The 19089-nt window shown below is 46.3% G+C and carries 14 protein-coding genes; 13 read left to right on the top strand and 1 reads right to left on the bottom strand.

All coding sequences use genetic code 11. The annotated features are described in order from the left end of the window. Positions 1-12 precede the first annotated feature (12 nt). The 10 genes from nagZ (at position 13) to ACR32F_RS21460 (ending at position 14330) form a co-directional block, all read left to right on the top strand. Entirely contained in the window at positions 13-1686 is a 1674-nt protein-coding gene (gene nagZ, locus ACR32F_RS21505; protein ID WP_440110588.1) for a beta-N-acetylhexosaminidase, read from the top strand. 268 nt (positions 1687-1954) lie between these two features. Next, positions 1955-4222, top strand: a complete 2268-nt coding sequence (locus tag ACR32F_RS21500; RefSeq protein ID WP_440110586.1) for a stalk domain-containing protein — start codon at positions 1955-1957, stop codon at positions 4220-4222. A 389-nt stretch (positions 4223-4611) separates the two neighbouring features. Beyond that, positions 4612-6918, top strand: a complete 2307-nt coding sequence (locus tag ACR32F_RS21495; RefSeq protein WP_440110584.1) for a stalk domain-containing protein — start codon at positions 4612-4614, stop codon at positions 6916-6918. Between the two features lie 304 nt (positions 6919-7222). Next, positions 7223-7687, top strand: a complete 465-nt coding sequence (locus ACR32F_RS21490) for a Fur family transcriptional regulator (protein WP_440110582.1) — start codon at positions 7223-7225, stop codon at positions 7685-7687. A 2-nt stretch (positions 7688-7689) separates the two neighbouring features. After that, positions 7690-7941: a membrane protein insertion efficiency factor YidD gene (gene yidD, locus ACR32F_RS21485; protein WP_440110580.1), complete on the top strand. Its 252-nt coding sequence runs from the start codon at positions 7690-7692 to the stop codon at positions 7939-7941. A gap of 630 nt (positions 7942-8571) precedes the next feature. Next, on the top strand, positions 8572-10599 hold the full coding sequence (metG, locus tag ACR32F_RS21480) for a methionine--tRNA ligase (protein WP_440110578.1): 2028 nt from the start codon (positions 8572-8574) through the stop codon (positions 10597-10599). Positions 10600-10895: 296 nt separating this feature from the next. Beyond that, positions 10896-11888, top strand: a complete 993-nt coding sequence (locus ACR32F_RS21475) for a metal ABC transporter solute-binding protein, Zn/Mn family (RefSeq protein ID WP_440119971.1) — start codon at positions 10896-10898, stop codon at positions 11886-11888. A 67-nt stretch (positions 11889-11955) separates the two neighbouring features. Then, entirely contained in the window at positions 11956-12714 is a 759-nt protein-coding gene (locus ACR32F_RS21470) for a metal ABC transporter ATP-binding protein (RefSeq protein ID WP_440110577.1), read from the top strand. A gap of 51 nt (positions 12715-12765) precedes the next feature. Then, positions 12766-13569 (top strand): metal ABC transporter permease, encoded by an 804-nt coding sequence (locus tag ACR32F_RS21465; RefSeq protein WP_405153176.1) that lies wholly within the window; start codon positions 12766-12768, stop codon positions 13567-13569. 47 nt (positions 13570-13616) lie between these two features. Beyond that, positions 13617-14330: a cytochrome c biogenesis CcdA family protein gene (locus tag ACR32F_RS21460; RefSeq protein WP_440110574.1), complete on the top strand. Its 714-nt coding sequence runs from the start codon at positions 13617-13619 to the stop codon at positions 14328-14330. A gap of 128 nt (positions 14331-14458) precedes the next feature. Here the strand turns inward: ACR32F_RS21460 and splB are convergent, their stop codons facing one another. Next, positions 14459-15529 (bottom strand): spore photoproduct lyase, encoded by a 1071-nt coding sequence (splB, locus tag ACR32F_RS21455; protein WP_440110572.1) that lies wholly within the window; start codon positions 15527-15529, stop codon positions 14459-14461. A 236-nt stretch (positions 15530-15765) separates the two neighbouring features. Here splB and mntR point away from each other — a divergent pair, with 236 nt between their 5' ends. The 3 genes from mntR (at position 15766) to ACR32F_RS21440 (ending at position 19088) form a co-directional block, all read left to right on the top strand. Then, the gene (mntR, locus tag ACR32F_RS21450) at positions 15766-16194 is read left to right on the top strand and encodes a transcriptional regulator MntR (RefSeq protein WP_440110570.1); all 429 of its coding nucleotides are present in this window, start codon (positions 15766-15768) and stop codon (positions 16192-16194) included. A gap of 209 nt (positions 16195-16403) precedes the next feature. Next, positions 16404-18002 (top strand): family 10 glycosylhydrolase, encoded by a 1599-nt coding sequence (locus ACR32F_RS21445; RefSeq protein WP_440110568.1) that lies wholly within the window; start codon positions 16404-16406, stop codon positions 18000-18002. 84 nt (positions 18003-18086) lie between these two features. Beyond that, positions 18087-19088 (top strand): patatin-like phospholipase family protein, encoded by a 1002-nt coding sequence (locus ACR32F_RS21440; protein ID WP_440110566.1) that lies wholly within the window; start codon positions 18087-18089, stop codon positions 19086-19088. The last annotated feature ends 1 nt before the right edge of the window (position 19089 follow it).

Here is a 19089-nt window from a genome sequence, read left to right as displayed (position 1 = left end):
ATGGGAGTGAGCATGCGTATGAAGTCAATCGATCAGCTTTCGTTGGAGCAACGGGTGGGTCAGATGTTTATGTGTGGATTCCATGGGCAGCACGCGGATGAACAAATCCATACGCTGATCCGTGATTATCATGTGGGAGGCGTCATTTATTTCAGGCGGAATGTGGAAAGCGTAAGCCAGTTAACCCGTCTGTCTGCCGACTTGCAAACGATTGCAGCGGATGCCGGGGAATGGCCTCTGATGATCTCTGTGGATCAGGAGGGCGGTATGGTCGCACGGATTGACAAAGAGGGTATGACCCAGGTACCTGGAAACATGGCGCTGGGAGCAACGGGAAAGCCGGACTATACCTTGGGATGCGCCCAGATTTTAGGTCGCGAATTGAAAAGTATCGGAATCGATATGAATCTTGCGCCAGTAGTGGACGTAAATAACAACGTGCTTAACCCGGTCATTGGCGTGCGTTCCTATGGCGAGAAAGCGGATAGTGTAGCCGCCCATGGCGCAGCGGCCATTAAAGGGTATCAATCACAAGGTATTGCTGCGACGGCCAAACATTTTCCCGGACATGGTGATACGGCAGTGGATTCTCATCTCGGCATGGTGACTGTACCTCATGATCGGGACAGGCTGGAGCAGGTAGAACTGCTGCCATTCCGCCGGGCCATCGATGCCGGAGTCGATGCCATCATGACAGCGCATGTCATCTTTCCGACGATAGAACCCGAACCTATTCCGGCTACGTTGTCACGTAAAGTGTTGACAGGTCTGTTACGTGAAGAAATGGGCTATGAGGGGATTATTATAACAGACTGTCTGGAGATGCATGCGATATCCAAACCATATGGTGTAGCTGAGGCAGCCGTTCGTGCTGTAGAAGCCGGTGCTGATCTGGTTCTGGTCAGTCACACCCTGCAAGATCAGATCTCTGCCGTGGAAGCAGTTGTTAAGGCGGTTCGGACTGGACGGATTGCTGAGGATACCATTAACCAGGCATTGAAACGAATTGTTTCATGGAAGTCAGTGCGTTGTGGACAGTGGGATAACACGTTAGTTCCTCTGGAAGTGAATGATTCTGTAGCTGCTATACCTGATGGATCTGATGAGATTGATGGGAACACTTTAGAGGTAAACGAAAAGGTTCAATTACCAAGATCGCTGGCCTCCATTGAATCCTTTTTAAACGAGATCGCATCTAAAAGCATCACTGTGGTTCACAATGACGGGGTGCTTCCACTGAATCCAGAACAGGATGTGTATGTGATATGGCCCGAAGTTGTGCAACGGACAGAAGTGGATGAACCATGGTCTCATACAGATTCGCTCGGCGTAGCGTTATCGCAGCTGAGAGGCGGAGTTCAGGAGCACAAAATAACGACTCAGCCCACGTATGATGAAACGGATCGGATATTGAAGGATGTTTCGGAAGGAGAACAAATTATCGTATGCACCTACACATCCGCAGGTCGTCTTCCGAAAGGGCAACGCTATTTGATTGAAAAACTTGGTGAGAAGTATTCGCTGATTGTGGTCGCCCTGCGTAATCCGTATGATCTGCTGGAAATTTCGAGGCCAGAAAGTTATATATGTACCTACGAGAACACACCCGCAGTGGTTCGGGCATTGTCTCTCGTGTTAACGGGCGAATTGAAGCCAACAGGAAGTCTGCCAGTGGGTTTGCGTTAATAACAACTAATCCAATCTGTAAATCTCCTTGTGGTATGGTCTGTACCCAGCCATATTACAGGGAGATTTTTGGTTGAAAATTGGTTTTGATCATATGGCGGATACTAATAATGATAACTAACTATTTTCATAGTAATGCTCCTCTATTCAAGGTTAACAATTCTTATTAAATATTTTTAGCAACTTTTCCCGGTTATAAGCGTCTAATAGTATGACTTTTTGAGGGGGATATTTATAAAATGGGAGCAGAAGGAGCTAAAGAAAAAGAATGAATTTGAAGAAGAAATTATCCATACTTACCGCGTTTGCTGTTTTTCAAGCGTTTGCAGCGATTCCTGCGAATGCACTGGCAGCCGATCAAAGCGATACAACAACAGTGAATACAGCCAAAGTTAAATCCGTGGAGGTTGTGAAGAAAGAACAAACCATCGCGGAGTCGGAAATAAAGTCCGGATCAGGTACAACACCAACGGATAATGAAACTGTAGAAGATACAACTCCAGTAACAACCGAGCCAACAGATACGGAGGCTACTCCGGTTAAGCCAGTTTCGCCTGTTACAGAGCCTGTAGATGAAGAAGGTACGGAAGAAGAAACGACGGTACCTACGACTCCAGTAGAGGTGCAGCAGCCATCCACAAGTGGTCAAACGGTAGCCGGAAGTAAAGGCGGAGATCTGACCCTGTTCATGAACAGCAACAAAATGGTGCAGGACGGCAAAACGTATCTTGCCGGACAGCCGATGGCTGTTAAAAATGGTGTATCTAATGTAGCGATCCGCGCGCTGGTTGACCGGGTTGGTTATAATGTGAAATATGACAATACAACCAAAGAAACCATTATTATTAGTGGCGAAGATGAGCTTCGCTTCAAAACCAATAGCAAGGTTTATACCGTAAATGGAGAGTCCAGAACGATGAAGGGCCCTGCCTATCAACAAAAAAATACGTTCATGGTGCCGCTGACGTCGATTACTCAGGCACTTAACATTACTTATAAAGTGAATCAATCTGCCAAGACTGTTGTACTGAACCTGAATACCAAACCGGTAGCCAGCTTCACGGTACAAAAAGAGATTTTTGCAGGGGATACGGTGACATACAACACCAAATCCAGCTCTCCTAAAGGACTGAGCATTGTAGACGAAAGATGGACAGGGCAGCAGGATTCATTTGACCAACCGGGTACATATACGGTTACGTATGCTGTTCAGGATTCGAGCGGACAATGGAGTGATCCGTATTCTATAACAATTCAGGTTCAAAGACCAAATCTTCCTCCAGTAGCGATGTTTACGACTGACAAGGAAGAATACAAAATGGGTGAAAAGATCACCTATATTGATCAAAGCACGGATGACGAAAATGCTATTGATAAAACCGAATGGGAAAACAATGCTTTGGCATTCTTTGTTCCAGGACCGAAGACGGTAACGATTACCGTTACGGACAAACATGGCGCGAGCAACAGCTATACAAAAATGGTTAACATCACAAGTGAAACGCTGTACAGTATGTCTGATTTTAATCAGTTGTTCACGCCGGTGGGTGAGAAATTCAGCTTCGACGGTGGCGGAGTACCTGCCATGGAGAAGGTGCCTTTCACGTACTATGACGAGCCAAGTTTGCTGATTCGTAGTAACAGCCCAGAAACCGTTAATTCGGAAGGGATTGTCTACAAAGAGTCTTCAATCGGTCAGACTCGATTCATGATCCACCATGTAAATAACACGGGCAAAAACGTGAAAATGTACGTTGTTGCTACGAATAATAATATGTATACAGCGGCGTTGGAACAGCAAAACATGGGCTTTGCAGGTCCGTCACCAATAGCAACCGCGGCTGGTAAAGTATCCATTGATCGCTGGTTCCAGTCCATACAAAACGGTACAGGACAAAAGAAAGTATACATCGAGCCTGGAGAGAGCAAGTTGATTCTGACTGATCTGAGCGTTCTTCCTATGAAACAGGGTCAAGTCATTTCCTTGTACTCAGATGTATTCAGCGACTATCAACTGGATTACAACGTGATCATGATTGAAGAAAGTAAAGATCCAATGACGGTATGGTCCACATTGCCTGTTCTGGATCGTGACGGTGTGCATAACCGTGGAACATACCCGAATGCAACCCGTATCATTACGTATGATCAAGAAGTAGGTTCGAAGCCTGCACGTCTTCCGCTTGGGGATAATGCAAGTGATCCTAACCTGGTCGGAACAGACCCGATGGCGTTCACAGACGCTTCCAACGCAGGTAACTTCGGTGTACTGTACAAAATTACACTGAACAATGTAGCTCCACGTACGCTGATTTCGTTCAACCCTCGTGGAGGCAAATACTCAGGTGTGGCACTTGTGAACGGACAGGTTGTTCAGCTTTCGAAAGACAACAAATCCTTGAGTGCGCCAAATGAACAAGGTGTACTTTACCGCACAGGTTCATATGGTGAGAGTGTAACGATTCTGTTCTCGGCTGCACCAGGAAGCAATCTTCCTGTCAATTTGCTGTTTACACCACTTCCGACAGAGAAGTAATTGCTTCTCATGTCACCAGGAACGGACGGTTTGGAGTGAAAGCTTACATCACATATACCCGTTCACCCCAAAAGTCGCCCGAACGATTGATCATCTAAACCGTCAGGAAGAGGCTACCCCATGAGTCATAAAAATGGCTAGGGGATAGCCTGTTCTCCAAATTGTAAAACAAAAAGAAACCGTTCCTTGGTGGAAGTACGACCCACCGTTTAAAAGGAGACGGTTTCTTTGTACATTTTATATTTTGTGATTGTTATCTGAACTAAAAAAGATTTATACATACAAAATATTCAAATTATTTAGAAACTTTTTCCTAAACCAAGCGTCTAATAATATGACTTTTTGAGGGGAACAAAATTACAGGGAGCAGAAGGAGCCAAAGACAAAGAATGAATCTGAAGAAGAAATTATCCATTTTTACTGCTTTAGCCGTTTTTCAAGCATTTGCAGTCGGTTCAGTGAATGCGCATTCAGCACCACAAGGTGACATAGCGTCAGAAAACAACACGGCCAAAGTAAAATCGGTTGAGGTGCTAAAGCTAGAGCAACCGATTTCAGAGCGTGAAGTGAAGACGGGTAGCAGTAACCCATCCATCCATGTTCCGTCCACTGAAGGAAAGAAAACCGAAACTCCGACAGGAACGGAGGCAACGCCTAAAACAGATATGGAGAAACCCGCCATTGATGGGGGGAAGACGACTACAAATGAAACTAGTACGGAATCTACGATCCAGGAAGGAACCACGGAGGATGTTGAAACGCAAGTTACGCCTGCTCAAATAGAGCAACCATCCATTGGTGGGGAGTCTACCGTAGCATCAGGCGGAAATCTGACGTTGTACATGAATAGCAACAAAATGGAGCAGGATGGGAAAACGTATCTTGCGGGCCAGCCAATGACTGTAAAAAACGGGGTATCCTATGTTGCGATCCGTGCACTGGTGGACCGTGTAGGATACGGGGTCAAATACGATAACAAAACCAAGGAAACCATCATCATCAGTGGTGATAATGAGCTCCGATTCAAAACAAACAGCAAGGTCTATACCGTAAATGGAGAGTCCAGAACGATGAAAGGCCCTGCTTATCAGCAAAAAAATACGTTCATGGTGCCGTTAACTTCCATTACTCAAGCTCTGAACATCACCTATAAAGTGAATCAGTCGGCTAAAACGGTTGTGTTGAATCTCAATACTAAACCAGTTGCAAGCTTTACGATTTTCCAAAAGGAAATTTTTGCGGGCGATAAGGTGGACTATGTGACTTCTTACAGTTCTCCAAATGGACTGAAGATCGTTGACGAACGCTGGACAGGTCGTCAGGAATCGTTTGACCAACCAGGTACATATACGGTAACGTATGCTGTCCAAGATTCGAGCGGGCAATGGAGTGATCCGTACGCTGTAACGATTCAGGTTCAGCAACCCAATCTTCCCCCTGTAGCGATGTTTACGACAGACAAGGAAGAGTACAAAATGGGTGAAAAGATCACGTACATTGATCAAAGCACCGATGACGAAAATGCCATTGATCATGATAAAACCGTATGGGAAAATAATGCTCTGGCATTCTTTGTTCCAGGACCGAAGACCGTAACGATTACCGTTACGGATAAACATGGCGCTAGCAACAGCTATACAAAGACGGTTAACATCACAAGTGAAACACTGTATAGCATGTCTGATTTTAATCAGTTGTTCACGCCGGTAGGTGATAAATTCAGCTTCGATGGTGGCGGAGTACATGCCATGGAGAAGGTGCCTTTTACGTACAACGACGAGCCAAGTTTGCTGATTCGTAGTAACAGCCCAGAAACCGTTAATTCGGAAGGTATTGTTTATAAAGAATCATCTTCGGGGCAAACCCGTTTCATGATTCACCATGTGAATAATACAGGCAAAAGAGTAAAAATGTATGTTATTGCAACCAATAACAACCCATATCCGGCAGTATTCGAACAACAAAATATGGGCTTCGCGGGACCTACTCCGTATGCTACCGTAGCCGGGAAATTGTCTATTGATAAATGGTTTAAGTCGATTCAGACTGGAACCGATCAAAAGAAAGAGTATATTCAACCTGGAGAAAGCAAGCTGATTTTGACCGAACTAAATAAACTTCCGATGAAAGAAGGACAAGTTATCTCACTCTATTCGGACGCTTTTAGCGATTATGCACTTGACTATAACGTTATCTTAATTGAAGAAAACAAAGATCCGATGGCTGTATGGTCCACATTGCCTGTTCTGGATCGTGATGGTGTGCATAACCGAGGAACGTATCCGAATGCAACACGTGTCATTACGTACGATCAGGAAGTAGGCTCGGAGCCTGCGCGTCTGCCGCTCGGAGACAATTCAAGTGACCCTAACCTGGTCGGCACAGACCCAATGGCGTTCACAGACGCTTCCAACGCAGGTAACTTCGGTGTATTGTACAAAATTACACTGAACAATGTGGCTCCACGCACATTGATTTCATTCAACCCTCGTGGGGGGAAATACTCGGGTGTGGCCCTTGTTAACGGTGAGGTTGTTCAGATTGCGACTGGCAAATCCGTAAGTGCGCCAAGTGAACAAAGCGTCCTTTACCGTACAGGTTCGGTTGGTCAAAGTGTAACGATTCTGTTCTCGGCTGCACCAGGAAGCAATCTTCCTGTTAACTTGCTGTTCACACCACTTCCAGCAGAGAAGTAATTGCTTCTCATGTCACCAGGAACGGACGGTTTGGAGTGAAAGCTTATGTGGTATATATCCTGTCACCCCAAAAGTCACCCGAAGGATTAATTATCTGAACCGTCAGAAAAGGACTCCATTTACACGGAGTCCTTTTTCATTATGCCCGAAGAACCAGATGGCCCATGTGCTTTCGTTGACTCTGCACTTCATTTAAGGCATTATTATAGGTATATAAATCAAGCATAAGTATCAGCATTTTGCATAATTAAATTCGGTCTTTGGATTTATGCAGATGCTCGTATGACAGGAGGTGCTTTAGGTCATGCTGTCGACAGAACAGATTATTACTACCATGTCCTCGCAGGGGCTCCGCATTACGGATCAGCGGAAGACACTGGCCCGGTTATTTGCCGAATCCCCTGGGTATCTGACACCCAAGGACGTATACGAATATATGGGTAAGACTTACAGCGGGCTTAGCTTTGATACGGTGTACCGGAATTTGCGTGTGATGCAGGAATTAGGTGTATTGGAGCAGGTGATCTTTGAAGATGGGGTGAAGTTCAGAGCGCATTGCAGCGAGGATCATCATCACCATCATATGATTTGTCTGAAATGCCAGAAGACATATCCTATCATTTTTTGCCCGATGCAGCTTGCGGATGCGCCCGAACAATTCCAGGTAGTGGATCATAAATTCGAAGTTTTCGGGTACTGTAAGGACTGTGCTGAACATGCTCCGGCCAAAACACCATCCGGAAACCAGCACGCTCACGGGAAGCACTAACGATGAAGATATCTCGTAGACTGGTTCAGGCACCCATTCGAGTGTACCGCAGATATATCTCTCCATTAAAGCCGCCAACATGTCGCTTCTATCCAACCTGCTCGGCTTACGCAATGGAGGCGATTGAGGTACACGGTGCTTTCAAAGGATCGCTGCTTGCGGCGAAGCGTATTGGGAAATGCCATCCGTTTCACCCAGGTGGAGTGGATTTGGTACCACCCAAGGTAGAGAAGTCTGTTATGGTATCGGATTAATGCTCCAACCGGAAGTGTGTGAATAGCATGAGGGAGTCTCGTACTATTTGTTTATGAGTACGTTGTCCACTTGACAAAGGGGGCAGCATTTCAGTATATTTTTCGTATATATGCGTGTTCAAAAAGATCGGTTTTCAGTACCGAGAAGATGGGATGAAGCTAGAAATGGAGTAGCGGAGCGTAGGAAAACTACGTGAGCAAACGGACATTTCGGCTGAATTTCAACTTCGAAGCTGAGGATGCCGCCAGGCGTGATTCGTAATCAAAAGTGAACTTTTTGAACAACCTCTATATGATTTCCAGTGAAGGGATAAGTACAGACACACCCCCAGTGCAGAGAGCCGGATGAGCTGAGAACCGGTCTGGGAGGAGGATGGAATATGGTCCCGGAGGAACCTCTTTCGAGTGTGCAGTCGTTGATTAGGACGGTTGTCGTAAGACTGAGGCGTGATCCAGCGTTAATGGGCGGTCGAAGGACCGGCAGAGCCTGTGGTTTGCAAAAAGCACGGGGAATTTGGGTGGTAACACGTGAGAGCAACTCTCGTCCCATATAGGGACGGGAGTTTTTTGTGTTTTTTTAGGGAAAGCAACGTCTATAAGCAGGACCATATGAAGGAGGAGAAGTCATTTATGACTGACCAAAAAACATTTTATCTGACAACACCAATTTATTATCCGAGTGACAAACTGCACATTGGGCACGCGTACACGACTGTAGCGGGCGACGCAATGGTTCGTTACAAACGTCTGCGCGGCTACGCTGTTCGTTATTTGACAGGAACCGATGAACATGGACAGAAGATTGAGCGCAAGGCACAGGAGAAGGGACAGCCCCCCCAGGCTTTTGTAGACGACATCGTTGTCGGCATTAAGGAACTGTGGAACAAGCTGGACATTTCCAATGACGACTTCATTCGTACCACGGAGGAGCGCCACAAAACGGTGGTTCAGGACATCTTCGACCGTTTGCTGAAACAAGGGGATATCTACAAGGGTGAGTACGAAGGCTGGTACAGTATCCCGGATGAGACGTATTACACGGAAACTCAACTGGTGGATGTGGAGAAGAATGACAAGGGTGAGATTATCTCGGCCAAAAGCCCGGATAGCGGACATCCCGTTGAACTGGTAAAAGAAGAATCTTACTTCTTCCGGATGAGCAAATATGCGGATCGTTTGCTGAAATACTATGAAGAGAATCCAGGCTTTATTCAGCCGGAATCCCGCAAAAACGAAATGATCAACAACTTCATTAAACCGGGTCTGGAAGATCTGGCTGTATCCCGGACAACATTCGAATGGGGCGTTAAAGTCAAAGGTGATCCGAAGCATGTGGTATACGTCTGGATCGACGCGTTGTCCAACTATATTACAGCTCTGGGTTATGGTTCATCCGATGCATCCCTGTATGATAAATTCTGGCCTGCAGATGTTCATCTGGTAGGGAAAGAAATTGTTCGTTTCCATACGATATACTGGCCGATCATGTTGATGGCGCTGGACCTTCCTTTGCCGAAAAAAGTATTCGCACACGGCTGGCTGCTGATGAAGGACGGTAAAATGTCCAAATCGAAAGGCAATGTTGTTGATCCGGTAACCCTGATTGATCGTTATGGTCTGGATGCGCTGCGTTACTACCTGCTGCGTGAAGTGCCGTTTGGTTCTGATGGTACTTTCACACCGGAGAGTTTTGTAGAGCGTGTGAACTCCGACCTCGCGAATGACCTTGGAAACCTGTTGAACCGTACGGTTGCAATGGTAGACAAATATTTCGAAGGCAAGGCGCCTGCATTTGCATCGGGTGTAACTGAATTTGATGTATTGCTTGAAGAAGCGGGTCATGCCGCTGTGGATAAAGTGGAGCAGGCGATGGAAAACCTGCAATTTTCCGTAGCATTGACGGCAATCAGTCAGTTCGTCAGCCGCAGCAACAAATACATTGACGAGACGCAGCCTTGGGCACTGGCGCGTGATGAAGCGAAGCGGGACGAACTGGCATCGGTAATGTCTCACCTGATTGAGAGCTTGCGAATTGCTTCCATCCTGTTGCAGCCGTTCCTGACACGCGCTCCGCGCAAAATCTGGGAACAGCTTGGCATTCAGGAAGGCGAACTGACGGCTTGGGAATCAGCGAAGCAATGGGGCGTCATTCCGACTGGAAACGCGTTGCAGAAAGGTGATCCGATCTTCCCGCGTTTGGACTCCGAACAGGAAGTCGCATTTATTTCGGAGGCGATGACTGGAGGTAAAAAAGCAGAGGCACAGCCTGAGACAACTCAAGCCGGTGCTGGAGCTTTGGCAGCTATTGAACCCGTGACTGCACCTGAAGGTACAGAAGAAATCGGCATTGACGATTTTGCCAAAGTTGAACTGCGTGTCGCTCAAGTAATTGCCTGCGAACCTGTCAAAAAAGCGGACAAATTGCTGAAGCTGCAGCTTGATCTGGGTTATGAGCAACGTCAGGTTGTATCGGGAATCGCGAAGTTTTATTCTCCGGAAGAGATGGTTGGACGTAAAGTCATCTGTGTAACCAATCTCAAGCCTGTGAAATTGCGCGGTGAACTGTCCCAGGGCATGATCCTGGCGGCATCCCATGGCGATCAGCTTACCCTGGCAACGGTACCGGACAATATGCCTAATGGCGCACAAGTTAAATAGGACAGTGTAACAACTGTTGTGATACTACAGGGTGGCCCGATATATTCGGGTCACTTTTTATTTAATTGACTACACATATAGCAGTTAAATAAGAAAACAAGCATAGACTGTTAGAACTCCGTACTCCGGGAGAGAATGAATAGGAACAGGCTGCTTGACAAGAGCGGGCAGGTTACCTATAATTCTATCAGTAATGTTTACGATTAAGAGATGCGGAGTGAATCATAATGAAATTTTATAATGAAAGATATCAAGACAAGGTAAATCGGACGCAACAGGTAGGTAAAAGAAGACACATGAAACTATTGTGGAGCGGTCTGCTTATACTTAGTTTGCTCGTATTATCGGCATGTGGTCAGAATAATTCGGATAGTGCCAAGTTGGTGGATGGCAAAGTGAATGTGATTACAAGCTTCTATCCTGTCTATGCATTTACCACTGCAATAGGTGGCGAAGATGCCAATGTCATTAATTTGTTGCCAACGGGTGTTGAACCTCATGACTGGACGCCTAAGAGTCAGGATATTGTGAATACATCCAAAGCCCAGCTGTTTCTATACAATGGTGCAGGTCTTGAGGGATGGGTACCGAATTTCCTGAAGTCATTGAACAGTGATACTCAGGTGAAATCTGTTGCTGTCAGTGAAGGCGTTACGCTGTTGACCGCTGAAGGTGATGATGGGCACGGTCATGGTGAGGAGCATGAAGACGAACATGCAGATGAGCATGCGGACGAGGCGGCCAATGGAGAAGATGTTGCTAATCATCATATCGACCCGCATACGTGGGTAAGTCCGAAATCGGCCATGATTATGGCAGAGAATATCAAAAACAGTCTGGTCGAGGCAGATCCTGAACATAAAGCAGGTTATGAACAACGTTATGACGAGCTTCGTTCCAAGCTTGAAACGCTGAATCAGCATTTTACGGACGAACTGTCCAAAGTACCCAACAAGGAAATTGTGGTGTCACACCAAGCTTTTGGATATCTTGCACGTGACTATGGATTGACTCAGCATGCGATTATGGGACTTTCTCCAGATGCCGAACCGACAGGTCAGGATATTGTGAATTTGGCCAAGTTGGTGAAGGATGAGGGCATAAAATACATTTTCTTCGAAGAGCTGGTGTCGGATAAACTGGCGAAAACACTGGCGAGCGAAGCAGGTGTTGAGACCATGGTCCTCAATCCTGTTGAAGGATTGACCAAAGAGCAGGCAGCAAATGGAGATGATTATTTCACCCTGATGGAGAAAAATTTGCAAAATCTGCTGATCGCTTTAAAATAAGATAGACTGAAGGATTCAGGTCTTAAGTGTCTTGCAATCCTTATATATAATGAAGGGCGGCTTTGCCATGCAGCAAATCATGCCACTATGTCATGATCCAATTATAGAGATCGAGAAACTATCATTTTCCTACGGTGACCAGCGAGTGATCGAAAATCTTGATTTTATGGTCCAGGAACGGGATTTTGTCGGTATTATCGGTTCAAACGGGGCGGGAAAAACGACATTGCTGCGTATGCTCGTCGGACTTTTACCTCCAGCTCAGGGAGATATCAAGCTATTCGGACAGTCGATCCGAAGGTTCAAGGACTGGGATCGAATCGGTTATGTACCGCAAAAAAATGCGTTTAACCCCTTATTCCCTGCGACAGTACGGGAAGTGGTCATGTCCGGTTTATACAACAACAAGAACATGTTCCGCCGAATGTCCCGCAAATGTCAGCAACAGTGTACGGATGCGTTGCAGGTCATGCGAATTGAGGATCTGGCCAACAAACGGATCGGACAGCTGTCCGGTGGACAGCAGCAGCGTGTATTTCTGGCACGGGCGCTTATTAATCACCCTGATCTGCTAATTCTGGATGAACCTACGGTAGGAATCGATGCGGAATCACAGGCCAGTTTTTTTGAACTGATTACCCATATGCATGAACACCACCGGATGACATTCCTGATGGTATCGCATGATATGGATCGAATGGAAAGTTATCTGGGTTCCAAAGCGGCATTGACGAACGGCAAAATTCATTTCCATGTCCGTCATTCTCATGAGGTGGAAGATTGTGCCGAGACCAACTTGCAGCATACTACCACCCAGGTACGCTAGAAGTTAGCGGGCCAACTAGATTAGAGCAAGGCCGAAGGAGTCGTGTGTGTTTTGGAAATTTTAATGAGTGATTTTTTTCAGCGGGCACTGGCAGGGGGATTACTGATCGGCATAACCGCACCATTGATCGGATTGTTCCTGGTGTTGCGTCGGTTGTCCATGATTGGGGATACTCTGTCTCATGTGACCATTGCCGGGGTTGCACTCGGATTTCTGATTGAAGTGTACCCGATTGCGGTGGGGCTTATCTTTGCCGTGCTGGCGTCATTTGCAATAGAGAAGCTGCGCAAGGCGTACAAAAGTTACGCCGAATTATCGATCGCGATCATTATGTCCGGTGGAGTTGCACTGGCTTCATTGTTCTTTACGCTGGGCAAAGGATATAATACAGATGTCATGAGTTACTTGTTCGGCAGCATTTATACGTTAGACTCGACAGATTTGAAGCTGGTTGGTGTGGTTACACTGATCGTGATCATCGTTGTAGCTTTGTTACATAAGGAATTTTTCCTGCTCAGCTTTGAGGAAGATGCTGCAGCCGTCACCGGCTTGCCTGTCAAACTGCTGAATATGCTGATTACCGTGATGACAGCGCTGGTCATTAGTACGGCGATCAAAATCGTGGGAGCACTTCTTGTGTCCGCACTGTTGACCATTCCTGTAGCTGTGAGCCTCTTGATGGCACGCAGCTTCAAATCGGCTATTATATTGTCCGTAGTCATTGGGGAAATTGCAGTGGTCATTGGACTGGTTGTAGCGGGGATCTGGAACCTTGCACCGGGAGCTACGATTGTACTGTTGCTGATCATGATGCTGATTCTGACGATGATTGGAAAAAAAGGGTTCCGAGCCTGACGTCTGTACGAGCAAGCAAGTGAGCCCGAGAAAGGGGATTGCGCTTCATGCCTGATGTTAATGTATGGATGGCTTTTGTAGCAGGCTTGGTATCATTTATATCACCATGCTGTCTTCCACTGTATCCGTCTTACCTTTCCTATATTACGGGAATGACGGTGCAACAATTGAAAGATGACCGCAATCAGCGTGAAGTCCGCTTCAAGACCATGACGCATACACTGGCGTTTATTCTGGGCTTCTCGGCTGTATTTTATTCGCTGGGGCTTGGGGCCGGATTGTTTGGCCAATTTTTCAATGATAATCGTGAACTTATTCGGCAGTTATCTGCGATCTTGATTATGTTAATGGGTTTATTCTTGCTCGGCTTGTTCAAGCCACAGTTTCTGATGAAAGAACGTAAGATGGATATGAAATGGAAACCTGCAGGTTACCTAGGATCGTTTATATTTGGTATTGGTTTTTCAGCAGGCTGGTCACCTTGTATTGGGCCTATTCTTGCAACAATCATTGCCCTGGCAGCGAGTGAGCCTACCACCTGGTTGGCGCTGATTAGCGGTTATACAGTGGGGTTTGCATTACCTTTCTTCATTCTTGCCTTTTTCATCGGCTCCACGCGCTGGATCTTGCGTTACTCTAATGTGATGATGAAAGCGGGGGGAGCATTAATGTTGTTCCTTGGTGTATTGTTGTTCACGGATCAGATGACGAAAATTACGATCTGGTTGCAGCAGATTACTCCAGACTGGATGATCATCTAGTGTGGCGACGAGCATTTTCAATGGATAGTCGAAATAAGAACAAAGCAGGCTACATGAACTCCAGAATCATTTCTGGCTCATGTAACCTGCTTTTTTAATCGGAATGGTAAGAGTTAAGTTATGAGATTTTAGGTGAAGTAATCAATATTGGCTAGAGGGAAATGTTCGAAAATCTGTTCGGTAATGAACTCGCGCAAGGCATCTTGCTGGTCATCCTTATACACATATTTGTACTGGCCCCACCGGCCCCATTTCATCTTTCGTTTCTCTATATCCATTTCCAGCTTGCTCTTAGGATATCGCTTCTCGATGGTAGCTTTTGCCGTTTTGGTGAAACGGTGCTGAATCATCTCGAAAGTAAGATCCTTAGTTGCTTCCTCAGGAAGTGTATCTGCCAGCTTTTGCAGAAGCTCACGATATCCATCTTGCCATCCGTCGTACCACATAATGGGGGCGATGATGAAGCCGAGCGGATAACCGGCATGGGCTATTTTGCCTGCGGCTTCAATACGCTCTTCAAACCGTGAGGTAGCTGGCTCAAAATTTTTGATGACATAATCCGAGTTGACGCTGAATCGAATACGGGTGTGACCGTTGTGTTTGATGTTTAATAACGGATCAACGTGATGATATTTGGTCACAAAGCGCAGTCGGCCATATTCCTCATCGGCCATAAAACGAATCAGGTCACCCAAATTTTCCGTAATATGCTCCAGTCCTACGGGATCGGATGTACAGGCTGCTTCGAAACGAGTAATTTCAGGTGCACGTTCTTCGATGTACCCTTTGGCAGCCTGAATGATTTCTTCAGTGTTTACATACACGCGGACATAAGGTTTTGCACCGAGCGTAGTCTGTAGATAACAATAATGGCAGTGACCCATACAGCCCGTGGAGATGGGAATGGCATATTCGGCTGAAGGTTTGGATTGATCAAACTTGAGCGTTTTGCGCACGCCGACAACCAGGGTACGTTTGGACATCCGGTATTTTTCCTGTTCAGTCTCACCAGGAAGATTGGTGATCCGGTTATGAGAGGTTGTCATCTGATACGGAATATCCTTGGATGTCACCCACTCCATGATTCGTTTGCCTTTATCATATTCTAGGGCACCGGGTTCAAAATACACCAAATCGGGAATAAAGGGTTTAGTGCCTTTTGCTTTACGAGCCGGGGGATTCGCTACACTCGTACTCATGGAATTCACTCCTTTCAATACGAACCTTGCTTAGTTTGCCTTACTTGGGGATAAGTCACTCATGCCAATACTTGCGTAGTGGTGACAGACAAATGCAACGTCTAGAGGTGAGAATAGAGGGCAGCAGATGGCTCTCGGATTGTACAGGACTTGCCAATGCGTATTGATAACATGTATCATTATAAGATAGGGATCGGGCGAGAAGATTGCCGGTCAGAGAGAAGAGAGGGAAGCAGATGCCAACGCCCAGTATGGAAGATTATTTGGAGCGTATATACAAATTAATTGATGAAAAGGGCTATGCTCGTGTGTCTGATATAGCTGAAGGTTTGGAAGTACATCCTTCATCGGTTACGAAGATGATCCAAAAGCTGGACAAAGACGAGTACCTGATTTACGAAAAATACCGCGGGCTGGTGCTTACGCCAAAAGGCAAAAAAATGGGCAAACGTTTGATGGAACGCCATCATCTACTCGAACAATTTTTGACGACAATTGGCGTTCAGGAAGAAAATATTTATCAGGACGTGGAAGGAATTGAACACCATCTGAGTTGGGATTCCATTACCTGTATCGAGTCTCTGGTTGAATATTTCCGCCAGGACGAGAGTCGTATGCGTGATCTTAAAAATATTCAGGAATTAATGAGCAATCCCGAATCTTAAGCTTCGTAAACGGACTTAAATGAAGGAATATGCAATCTATAGCAATTCAAATTCAGAGGATGCTCCTTGCCGTTAATATGGCATAGGGGCATCTTTTTATTTTTCTCACCATAATTTGGCGATTATTCGCAACTAAACAAACGTTAGGAGCGTCTATTAAACTAGCAGAATTTCCCGCAAATTTATAATTATTTTGGAGGATTGCACTGATGAAGCTTCGTAATGGATTGATCCTGCTGCTTATTTTTGTTCTGGGTTTACAAACAGCAGGACTGACGGCGCAGGCAGCTGGACAAAAGGAAATTGTCATTAATCTGGATGGTCAACGTTTGGAATCGGATGTATCACCTTATATTTTACCGAAAGTAAATGTCACAATGGTCCCCTTGCGTGTTATTAGCGAAGGGCTGGGTGCTTCCGTGCTTTGGTCTCAAGCTACGCGCACCGTTACGATCCAAAAATCCGATTCAGTGATTACGATGACGAGTGGACGCCAGCAGGCTACTGTGGATAACACTGTAGTCGATCTTGATGCATCCGTAGAATTGAAGCAAGGTCGGGTTATGGTCCCGATTCGATTCGTCAGCGAGAACCTTGGAATTCAGGTGAACTGGAATCAATCAGCACAGACCATTGATCTAACCACAGGGAATACACCTGCACCCAACCCGGTAACACCGGCAGAGCCCGGAGGAACGGGAACAACGCCGAGTACGGATGAGATGCGGGGAGCCTGGATTTCCACAGTGAATGGAGACTGGCCTTCCTCCGGTGCCAAAGGAAATGTGGAGAAGCAAAAACAGGAGTATACGAAACAGCTCGATACGTTGCAGGATATGGGGATCAACGCCGTATTCGTTCAAGTACGGGCCAATGGGGATGCGATCTATCCGTCCGGACTGGTACCCTGGAATAGCGTGCTTACAGGAACACAGGGAAAAGATCCCGGCTATGACCCGTTAGCGTTCATGGTTGAGGAAGCGCACAAACGTGGTCTGGAGTTCCATGCCTGGTTCAACCCGTTCCGGGCAACCAACTCTGCTAGTACATCTGGACTGGCAGCCAATCATGTATCCAAGCTTCACCCGGACTGGATTGTTAACGCATCCGGCAAAATGTACATTAATCCGGGTGTCCCGGAAGCCAGACAGCATATTATCGATACCATTATGGAAGTGGTTAATCAGTATAATGTTGATGGCGTGCATCTGGATGATTACTTCTATCCATCCAATGTGACATTCAATGATGATACGGCCTTCAAAACCTATAACACATTGAACACCAAAGACCGTGCTGAATGGCGCCGCGATAACATCAATCAATTCGTCAAGCAGCTCGGTGAGAGCATTCACAGAGTGAAAGCCGACGTTCAATATGGAATTAGTCCATTTGGAGTATGGCGTAACAAATCGGTTGATATGACAGGTTCCGATACCAAAGCGGGTGTTACCGCTTATGACAGCATGAATGCGGATGTGCGTACGTGGGTCAAGCAAGAATGGATCGACTATGTTGCACCACAAGTCTACTGGAGTATGACGCTGAGTGCAGCACGTTATGACAAGGTAGTAGACTGGTGGGCCAATGAGGTGGCCAATACGGATGTGAAGTTGTATATTGGTCACTCACCTTATAAGTTAGGCACACCGGAAATCGGCTGGCATACATCACAGGAGATTATAGATCAGCTGATCTATAATGAGAAATACAAAACGGTAAAAGGGGATATTTTCTTCAGTTCACAGTATCTGATGAAGAATCCGCTGGGCTTGATCGCCAAATTAAAAACCTATTATGGACTCTAAAACATTTTAACGTAATAAGACCAACCCCTGTTCTCATACAGTTGCAGTAGTAGCATGGACTGCCTGGAGAACGGGGGTTTTATTGTGTTGGTCAATGGAGTATTTGAGGGTGGCGGCGTAAAGGGAATTTCGCTTGCTGGTGCTGTGAAAAGCGCTGAGGATCACGGAGTCGAGTTCAATCGGGTTGCGGGAACATCATCCGGCTCCATCGTAGCTTCATTGCTCGCGGCGGGATATCGGGCTGAGGAGATGAGAGAGATTATTGAGAATACGCCGTTTGCTTCGTTGCTGCGGCGTTCTCCCATATTTGATACCAAGTGGATTGGACCGGCTTCACGATTGTTTTTGAAGAAAGGGCTATATTCTGGTGAAGCGCTGGAAGCGTGGATTGGCGATATGCTGAAAAAAAAGGGAGTTCGGACATTTGCCGATCTGCCTCCAGGCAAGTTACGCATTCTTGCATCAGACATTTCCAATGGCACCATTCTGGTGCTGCCTGACGACATCAAACGCTTTGGTATTGACCCAGCGAAGCTGGAGGTGGCCAAGGCGGTACGCATGAGCTGCAGTATCCCCTATTTTTTCGATCCGGTAGCCATTCGGAAGTCCCCATTTCTATCCAGAGGTTTGCATTTTGCAGACCAGTTTGTCTATGTCGTTGATGGTGCGCTATTGAGTAACTTTCCACTCTGGCTGTTCGATGGGGAGCGTACAGAACATGGAGGAGACATCATCCCTGTGGTCGGTTTCAAAATGGTTGGCAAAACGGAAGGTGAGCCGTCGAGAGTCAAGGGGCCGCTCAGTATGCTTCAGGCACTGGTTGAAACCATGCTTACCGCCCATGATGAACGGTATATCGAACAGGTTAATCGGTTCCGTACCGTGAAGATTCCCACCCTTGGTATTAAACCTACGGAATTTCATCTATCTATACAGGACAGTACAGCTTTGTATCAATCCGGGGCCACCGCCGGCACTGAATTTTTCAGTAAGTGGAATACCAAGATTTATGGTGAACAGCTGGACGAACAGCGACGAGAGCTAAGAAAGAAACAAGTGGAGACACCGCCTCTGACTCCACTATGAA

The sequence above is a fragment of the Paenibacillus hebaui genome (genome assembly GCF_051934385.1).
In the GTDB taxonomy this organism is placed as follows: Bacteria; Bacillota; Bacilli; order Paenibacillales; family Paenibacillaceae; genus Paenibacillus.
This window is presented reverse-complemented; position numbering and strand designations above follow the sequence as displayed.